The following is a 6,369-nucleotide window of genomic DNA, read 5'->3' as shown; positions in this document are numbered from 1 at the left end:
CCCGAGACCCCCACAGAGCCGATCACCGCGGAGTCGGCCACCGCGGAGCCGGTCGCCCCGGAGTCGACCACCGCGGACACCGCTCCGGCCGAGCCCACTCCTGCCGAGGCGCCGTCCGTCGAGCGGGTGGCCGAGGCGCCCGAGATCGAGGAGCCCGCTCCCGTCGGCGGGCGGATGGAGCGGCTCCGGGGGCGGCTGTCCAAGTCGCGTTCGGCGCTCGGGCAGAGCCTGCTGGGCCTGCTCGGTGCCGGTGACCTCGACGAGGACTCCTGGGAGGACGTCGAGGACACCCTGCTGGTGGCCGACCTCGGAGCGGCCACGACGACCGAGATCGTCGAGCGGCTGCGCACGGAGCTGTCCGCGCGGGGCGTACGCACGGCCGAGCAGGCGCGGGCGCTGTTGCGGGAGGTGCTGGTCGATGCGCTCGACCCGGCCGCCGATCGTGCGGTCCGGGCCCTGCCGCACACCGTGGACGGGGCCAAGCAGCCCGCAGTCGTCCTCATCGCCGGGGTCAACGGCACCGGGAAGACGACCACCACCGGCAAGTTGGCGCGGGTGCTCGTGGCCCAGGACCACCGGGTGGAGCTCGGCGCCGCCGACACGTTCCGCGCCGCCGCCGCCGACCAGCTCCAGACCTGGTCGGAGCGGGTCGGGGCCGGTGTCGTCCGGGGCAAGGAGGGCGCCGACCCGGCTTCGGTGGCGTTCGACGCGGTCAAGCGCGGCGCCGACACCGGGGTGGACGCCGTGCTGATCGACACGGCGGGCCGCCTGCACACGAAGACCGGGCTGATGGACGAGCTCGGCAAGGTCAAGCGGGTCGTGGAGAAGCAGGCGAAGGTTGACGAGGTGTTGCTCGTGCTGGACGCGACCACCGGGCAGAACGGGCTCGCCCAGGCGCGGGTGTTCTCCGAGGTCGTCGACGTCACCGGCATCGTGCTCACCAAGCTGGACGGCACGGCGAAGGGCGGCATCGTCTTCCAGGTCCAGCGCGAGCTGGGCGTGCCGGTGAAACTCGTCGGCCTCGGCGAGGGCCCGGACGACCTGGCCCCCTTCGAGCCGGGCGCCTTCGTCGACGCCCTGCTCTCCTGACGGCCCGCTCACCCGGGTTGTGCCGTGAAGGCCCCCTTGCCTGCATCTGGTGCCGTGAAGGACTCCTTCACGGCACCACGCGCAGGGAAGGAGTCCTTCACGGCACACCCTCGGTCAGGTGGTCGGAGAGTTGGGTGGCGGTGCGGAGGACCGCGGGGGCGATGCGGGCGACGGTGGCGTCGGTGAGTCGGCCCTCGGGGCCGGAGACGGACACGGCCGTGGGGGTGGGGGCACCCGGGATCGCCACGGCGATGCAGCGCACGCCGAGCTCCTGCTCGCTCTCGTCGAGGGCGTAGCCGCGGTCGGCGACCGCGGCGAGGTGGTCCAGCAGCGCGTCCGGGTCGGTGTAGGTGTGCTCGGTGTAGGCGGGCATCCCGGTGCGCTCCAGCAGCGCCCGCGCCTCGTCGCGGGGCAGGTGTGCCAGCACGGCCTTGCCGACGCCGGTTCCGTGCGGCAGCAGCCTGCGGCCGACCTCGGTGAACATCCGCATGGAATGCCGTGACGAGGGAACCTGGGCCACGTAGACCACCTCGTCCCGCTCCAGGACCGCCAGGTTCGCCGTCTCCCCGACCTCCTCCACCAGTTCGGCCAGCAACGGTCGCGCCCAGGTGCCGAACTGCAGGCTCGCGTTCTCCCCGAGCCGGATCAGCCGCGCGCCCAGGGCGTAGCGGCGGTTGGTGTTCTGCCGCACGTAGCCGTGGCTCACCAGGGTGCGGATGAGCCGGTGGATCGTCGGCATCGGCAGCCCCGACGACGTCGCCAGTTCGGACAGGCTCGTCTCGCCGCCCGCGTCCGCGATGCGTTCGAGCAGCTCGAACGCGCGCTCGAGCGACTGCACGCCCCCGCTGCCTTCCCTGGGCGCCACCGGTGACTCCTCTCGCGTTGAGGTTCCGTATCGTAGAAACTATAGTCCGAATAGCAAAAGAACTCGATTCCTGTTTGGGGTGTTCCATGTCTGATGTGCGCGTGCTCGGAGCCGCGGTCGAGCGTGGCGACGAGGTGCTGACCGACGACGCCCTGCAGTTCGTCGCGGACCTGCACGAGCGGTTCGCCGCGCGGCGTGACGAGCTGCTCGAGGCCCGCTCGCAGCGTCGCGAGGAGGCCGCCCGCACCGGCAAGCTCGACTTCCTGCCCGAGACGAAGCAGGTCCGGGAGTCCGAGTGGCAGGTGGCCGAGGCGCCCGCCGCGCTGCGCGACCGCCGTGTCGAGATCACCGGCCCCACCGACCGCAAGATGACCATCAACGCGATGAACTCGGGCGCGAAGGTGTGGCTGGCCGACCTGGAGGACGCCAACACGCCGCACTGGAGCAACGTCGTCAACGGCCAGATCAACCTGGCCGACGCGATCCGTAAGTCCATCGAGCTGGAGTCGAACGGCAAGCACTACGCGCTGCGCGACGACGTCGAGCACGCCACGATCGTCGTCCGGCCCCGTGGCTGGCACCTCGACGAGCGCAACATCGAGATCAACGGCCGCAAGGCCGTGGGCGCGCTCGTCGACTTCGGCCTGCACTTCTTCCACAACGCGAAGGAGCTGCTGCACCGGGGCAGCGGGCCGTACTTCTACCTGCCCAAGATGGAGAGCCACCTCGAGGCGCGGCTGTGGAACGAGGTGTTCACCCACGCCGAGAAGACGCTGGGCATCGAGCACGGCACCATCCGGGCCACGGTGCTGATCGAGACCATCCCGGCCGCGTTCGAGATGGAGGAGATCCTCTACGAACTGCGGGAGCACGCCTCCGGGCTGAACGCGGGCCGCTGGGACTACCTGTTCAGCGTCATCAAGTACTTCCGCGACGCGGGCGAGAAGTTCATCCTGCCGGACCGCAACAGCGTCACCATGACGGCGCCGTTCATGCGCGCCTACACCGAGCTGCTGGTGCGCACCTGCCACAAGCGGGGCGCGTTCGCGATCGGCGGTATGGCCGCGTTCATCCCGAGCAAGGACCCCGAGGTCACCGAGAAGGCGATGGCCAAGGTGCACGCCGACAAGTCGCGGGAGGCCACCGACGGCTTCGACGGCTCCTGGGTGGCGCACCCGGGCATGGTCGGGCTGTGCCAGGAGGAGTTCGACAAGGTGCTCGGCGACAAGCCGAACCAGGTCGACCGCAAGCGCGAGGACGTCCAGGTCACCGCGGAGCAGCTGCTCGACGTGGCCGCCACCGAGGGCAGCGCCACGAAGGACGGCCTGCGCGGTGCCGTGGACGTCGGCATCCGCTACATCGCCTCCTGGCTGGGCGGTAACGGCGCGGCCGGCATCCACAACCTGATGGAGGACGCCGCCACCGCCGAGATCTCCCGTTCGCAGGTCTGGCAATGGGTGCGCAACGGCGTGGTGCTGGACACCGGCGAGACGGTCACCGCCGACCTGGTGCGCACCGTGCTCGCCGACGTGCGCGCCGAGCTGGAGAGCGAGATCCCCGCCGACCTGCTGGGCCCGGCGGTGGAGCTGTTCGAGCAGGTCGCGCTCGCCGAGGAGTTCGTCGACTTCCTGACGCTGCCCGCCTACGAGCGGATTCAGTGACGCGATAGTCACCGGACGCACCGACCACCGGGCCCCGGTCCCGCCCTCGCGGCGAGGCCGGGGCCCGGCTCGTGTCCGGGGGTGGGCGGAACCGACCGGGGTACACTCCCGTCGAACCATAGAAGATCATTCACGTTGGTCGCGTGCCGTGGAGAGGGGAGCCCATGCTGCGGGCAGGCAGGCGGGAGGACGGGAATCCGGGCGCGTGCCCGTCCCGACGGTGCGGGCTCGCGTTCGTCGCGGTGTCCGGTGTGCTGGCGCTGACCGGCTGTGCGACCAGCGTGGGCGGCACGGCCGTGGGCCCGGTGCCGGGGGCGGTGCCCGCGACGGAGCGTTCCTCCGCTCCGGGCTTCGACTCCCCTGCCCCGGGCTTCGAATCCACCCCGACCGCCGAACCGTCCCCGCGCTCTTCCGGGCGTGGCGGTGGTACGCACACGGTCAGCGATCTGCCGGTACCGATCGAGTTCTCGCTGCCGGACGGATGGGAATCGATCGATCCCAGCACGTTGGACACCCCCGGAGTAGCGTTCGTCGCGGTCAACCGGGACTCATCCGCCCAGTTCACCAGTAACCTCACGATCTACGGCGAGGTCCGGGACAACGACACCACGCTGACCGAGATCGCGGACGAGGCGTCGACCGACGGGTCCGGCCAGCTCGATGGTGCGCCGGAGGTGGTGCACCGGAAGAAGGAGGGCGAGGGACTCGTCGCCGCGATCACCCAGGTGGTGGAGTTCCCGGCGCCCGAGGGAAGCGGTGTCGAGCGGCTCCACCAGACACAGACGCTGGTGCAGTTCCCCGACAGCCACGGACCGGACCGTCGCGGGATCATCATGTTCGGGGCGACCGCTGCGCCGGACGACCCGAGTGCGATGGAGGTCCTCGGACGAGTGATCGACACACTCCGCGAAGTCGAGAGGTGAGAGCTGATAGTCCGTTCGGGTGATCGGCGTGGAAGTGCGCACGCCGCCGCGCCCGGGGCGGCAAGATCACCCGTGTGGCTGAAGGAGGGGACCCGCGCCGGGCGCTGTGCGTCCGGGGTCTGATCGTGCTCGTCGTCGGCTGCACCCTCGCGATCGTCGCCGGGTGCGCCACCACGACGCCCGGCACACCGCACGCCGCGCCGTCGTCGCGAGCGGAACACGAGGCGCGGGGCGCGGCGACCTCCACCGCGCCGCGCACTTCCGGTGGGAGCCCGGCGGCCACCCTGCCGGTGCCGATCGAATTCTCCCTGCCGGACGGTTGGCGTTCCGTTTCGCCCCGGGAGGTCGATGCCGACGTCGCGTTCGTGGCGTTGCATCCGGCCTCACGCGAACGCGGGTTCACGCCCAACATCACGATCGACGGCGACGTCCGGGACAGCGGCGTGCCGCTGACGGAGGTCGCCGACGAGAGGCTGGCCGAACAGCGTGACGCGGGAACCGATGTGCGGGTGGAGAAGAGCGAGAAGAGCGGCACCGCGGATAACCCGGGGCTGACGCGGGTGGTGCGGTGGACCCTTGCGCACAACGGGAAGACGCTGGATATCGCGCAGGTGCAGGCATTTCTCGGGTTCCAGGACACCGGAAATCCACGACGCAGAGCGGTCCTGCGATTCGCGTTGACCGTCCGGACGGAGCAGCTCGAGCAACAGGTCGGCGACTTCCAGCACTTTCTCTCCACTGTTCGTCCGGAGGGTGGGTGAGTGATGCCCGCGCGCAGGTGAACGTGCGGGTCACCGCCGTTCCCGGCCGTGGCGATATCCGTCGGGCGGCAGCGCTCGACCTGCGTTGTGACATTCTGGACCGGGTGTCGAACGACGGCACCCGGCTCGGACACACGGTGGAAGTGACCTCCTACGACGACGGTCGCTACTACTTCGACATCCGGGTCGATGACACGCCGATGCCGTCCGGTCGGGAGAGCGCCGGGCGGTGACCGGGCCCCGGTCGTGCCCGCGGCGACGAGGCACCGCGGTCCGCGAAGACCCACCGCCGCCCCGGGTGGGCGCAGTAGGCTGAGGCGTGTGGACGACGTGGCGATCGATCTCAACAGCGACCTGGGCGAGGGCTTCGGTGCCTGGCCGTTGGGCGACGACGAGGCGCTGCTGGACGTCGTGAGCAGTGCGAACGTCGCCTGCGGGTTCCACGCGGGAGACCCGTCGGTGCTGCGGCGGGTCACCGAGCGGGCCGCCGAGCGCGGGGTGGCGATCGGGGCCCAGGTGGGCTACCGGGACCTGGCCGGGTTCGGGCGCCGGTTCATCGACATGGACCCGCACGACCTCGCCAACGACGTCATCTACCAGATCTCCGCGCTCGACGGGTTCGCCCGGATCGCCGGCTCCGCGGTGCGCTACGTCAAGCCGCACGGTGCGCTGTACCACGCGGTGACCACGCACGCCGAGCAGGCCGACGCGGTGGTGGAGGCGGTCCGCCGGTACGACCCGGCACTGCCGCTGCTGGGGCTGCCGGAGTCCGAACTGCTGCGCCGTGCCGAGGCGGCCGGGTTGACCACCGTGCCGGAGTCGTTCGCCGACCGCGCCTACACCCCGGACGGCAGGCTCGTCCCGCGCCGCGAGCCGCACGCGGTGGTGCTCGAACCGGACGAGGTCGTCAAGCGCAGCCTGCGGATGGCCGTGGACGGGACGGTGGACGCCGTGGACGCGAGCACGCTCGCGCTGCGCCCGCGGTCGCTGTGCGTGCACGGGGACACCCCGGGTGCGGTCGAGCTGGCCCGGCGGGTCCGGAGGGCGTTGGCGGAGGCCGGGGTCGCCGT

General features: G+C 71.2%; 7 protein-coding genes. 6 read left to right on the top strand and 1 reads right to left on the bottom strand.

Going from position 1 to position 6,369, the window contains the following annotated elements; all coding sequences use genetic code 11:
- A partial coding sequence (gene ftsY, locus SACPADRAFT_RS28665) for a signal recognition particle-docking protein FtsY (protein ID WP_007025999.1) occupies window positions 1-1,089 on the top strand: 1,089 nt, incomplete at its 5' end.
- Window positions 1,090-1,186: 97 nt separating this feature from the next.
- On the opposite strand, the gene SACPADRAFT_RS0218475 is transcribed toward ftsY, so the two are convergent.
- Entirely contained in the window at window positions 1,187-1,954 is a 768-nt protein-coding gene (locus tag SACPADRAFT_RS0218475; RefSeq protein ID WP_007025998.1) for an IclR family transcriptional regulator, read from the bottom strand.
- An 86-nt stretch (window positions 1,955-2,040) separates the two neighbouring features.
- Between SACPADRAFT_RS0218475 and aceB the strand changes: the two genes are divergently transcribed.
- The 5 genes from aceB to SACPADRAFT_RS0218450 form a co-directional block, all read left to right on the top strand.
- The gene (gene aceB, locus SACPADRAFT_RS0218470) at window positions 2,041-3,615 is read left to right on the top strand and encodes a malate synthase A (RefSeq protein ID WP_007025997.1); all 1,575 of its coding nucleotides are present in this window, start codon (window positions 2,041-2,043) and stop codon (window positions 3,613-3,615) included.
- A 143-nt stretch (window positions 3,616-3,758) separates the two neighbouring features.
- Window positions 3,759-4,538 carry a hypothetical protein gene (locus tag SACPADRAFT_RS0218465; RefSeq protein WP_233357211.1) on the top strand — a complete coding sequence of 260 codons (780 nt, stop codon included), beginning with the start codon at window positions 3,759-3,761 and terminating at the stop codon, window positions 4,536-4,538.
- Between the two features lie 74 nt (window positions 4,539-4,612).
- Window positions 4,613-5,299, top strand: coding sequence for a hypothetical protein (locus tag SACPADRAFT_RS28660; protein ID WP_007025995.1), 687 nt, complete (start codon window positions 4,613-4,615; stop codon window positions 5,297-5,299).
- A complete protein-coding gene (locus SACPADRAFT_RS0218455; protein WP_007025994.1) occupies window positions 5,296-5,532 on the top strand; it encodes a hypothetical protein in 237 nt (78 codons plus the stop codon). Before SACPADRAFT_RS28660 ends, SACPADRAFT_RS0218455 begins: the two co-directional genes overlap by 4 nt.
- A 97-nt stretch (window positions 5,533-5,629) precedes the next feature.
- Window positions 5,630-6,369, top strand: a 740-nt coding sequence (locus SACPADRAFT_RS0218450) for a LamB/YcsF family protein (RefSeq protein WP_028662567.1), incomplete at its 3' end; no start/stop codon positions are given.

This window comes from Saccharomonospora iraqiensis subsp. paurometabolica YIM 90007, assembly GCF_000231035.2.
GTDB lineage: Bacteria > Actinomycetota > Actinomycetes > Mycobacteriales > Pseudonocardiaceae > Saccharomonospora > Saccharomonospora paurometabolica.
The sequence above is the reverse complement of the archived record's forward strand: the minus strand, read 5'-3'. Positions and strand labels throughout refer to the sequence as shown.